This window comes from Leifsonia sp. KNZ12-8B, assembly GCF_056755495.1.
The window spans coordinates 1-1,844 of the sequence record NZ_JBPGXM010000237.1 but is presented as its reverse complement, the minus strand read 5'-3'; the positions used below and the strand labels follow the sequence as shown (position 1 = coordinate 1,844).

Genomic DNA, 1,844 nt, shown 5'->3' with positions numbered 1-1,844 from the left:
GATGACGGCGCCGCCCGCCGCCGACCCACCCCGCCCGAGCGGCGCCGTCATCGCCCCGAGGATCCGCAGGATGACGGGCAGGTCGCGACCCGCCGCCTCCGTCGACTCCGGCGCGCACTCCGTCACGGCGGCCCCGGCCAGCTCGAACCGCGACCGCAGCGCGCGGATCGCGTCGCAGAGCGCCTCCGGCGTGATCCCGAACGGCTCGGGGTAGCCGATCCCGTCGATCGCCGACGGGTCGAGCACGTCCAGGTCGACGTGCACGTAGACCGCGGACGCCCCCGTCGCCTCCACCGCCCGCACGATCGCCTCGGGATCGGGCAGCTCGCCCGCTCCGACGAGCCGGACGCCGGCGCTGTCGAGGTAGGCGGACTCGCCGTCGTCGAGCGCGCGGGTCCCGGCCAGCACCAGCTGGGCGGGGCGCAGCAGGGCGTCGCCGCTGGAGGCGAGCCCGTCCGGCGCGTCGCCGAGCAGCGCGCGCACGACCATGCCGTGGAACGCGCCGGAGGGGGAGGACTCCACATCGTTGATGTCGGCGTGCGCGTCGAACCACACGACCGCCACGTCGGCGGCAGGATGGGCGGCGACCGCGTGCTGCACGCTCGCCAGGTCGGCCGCGCAGTCGCCGCCGATCGTGACGACGGGAGGCTCGAGCAGCGCCAGCTCCGCCAGCGCCAGATCGCGCACCGCCGTCAGCGACGAGAAGCGGTTCACCCCGGTCCCCAGGGTCTCGCCGGCCGACGCCGGCACCGGGACGAGGTGCGTCGCGGTGGCGGGGAGGTCGCCGCGGATCGCGTCGGCGCCGTCGATCAGGCGCATCGCGCGCGACGACCCCGAGCCCTGCCACTGCGGGACGACGAGGAAGGAGGCGCTCACTGACCCGGCGTGTACGGAGCGGACGGGGAAGCCTCGGCGCCGGACCCCGCCTCGACCGCGGGTTGCGCGCCGCCGGACTTGAGCGCGGCGAGCCGCGCCTCCACCTCGGTCATCTCGCCGAGGTCGTCGAGGTCGTTGAACTGGGCGTCGAGGCTGGAGGCGGCGAGCTCCTGGGCGCCGCGCACGCGGGCCTCCTCGCGCTTGATCTTCTCCTCGAAGCGCGAGACCTCGCTGGTGGGGTCGAGGATGTCGATGCTCTTGACCGCGTCCATCACCTGCGACTGCGCCTGGGCGCTCTTGGCGCGCGCGATCAGCTCCGAGCGCTTGCTCTTGAGCTGCTCCAGCTTCTCCTTCATGCCGTTGAGGCCGGACTTGAGCTTCTCGACCACCTCGGTCTGCGAGGCGATCTGCGGCTCCGCGGCCTTGGCCTCGTTCTCGGAGGAGATCTGCCGCTGCAGCGCGACCTTCGCCAGGTTGTCGAACTTGTCGGCGTTCGCCGCGTCGCCCGCGGCGCGGTACTTGTCGGCCTGCGTGCTGGCGGCCAGCGCCTTGCGACCCCACTCGGCGGCGGCCTCCACGTCTTCGCGGTGGTCGTCCTCCATCAGGCGCAGGTTGCCGATGGTCTCGGCGATCGCGCTCTCGGCGTCGGCGATGCTGTTCGTGAAGTCGCGGACCATCTGGTCGAGCATCTTCTCCGGGTCCTCGGCCTGATCGAGGAGGGAGTTGATGTTCGCCTTCAGCAGCTGTGAGATGCGGCCGAAGATCGACTGCTTTGCCATTGCTCTTCCTTTCGTCCCGCCCCCGCCGGAGGCGCTGATCGTCGCATTCGAGAAGTCTGAGAGAATCCGTGCCGGGAACCCGTCAGAAGCGGCCTCCACCGCGTCGTCCGCGGGTGCCCCCGCCGCCGAAGCTGCCGGGGCTGAAGCCGCCGCCTCCGCCGAAGCCGCCACCGCCGCCGAACATACCCC

Annotated in this window: 2 protein-coding genes; both read right to left on the bottom strand. The window is 72.6% G+C overall.

Annotation, left to right across the window (positions count from 1 at the left end):
- Positions 1-876 (bottom strand): arginase family protein (locus tag ACR9ZG_RS18760; RefSeq protein WP_481286358.1); only part of this gene is annotated, 876 nt, incomplete at its 3' end.
- A complete protein-coding gene (locus tag ACR9ZG_RS18755) occupies positions 873-1,655 on the bottom strand; it encodes a PspA/IM30 family protein (RefSeq protein ID WP_481286357.1) in 783 nt (260 codons plus the stop codon). The genes ACR9ZG_RS18760 and ACR9ZG_RS18755, both read right to left, overlap by 4 nt.
- Positions 1,656-1,844: the final 189 nt, after the last annotated feature.

What these genes read in the sequence shown, in the direction of transcription:
- ACR9ZG_RS18755 (WP_481286357.1), bottom strand. Translation starts at nt 1,655, where the DNA reads ATGGCAAAGCAGTCGATCTTCGGCCGCATCTCACAGCTGCTGAAGGCG.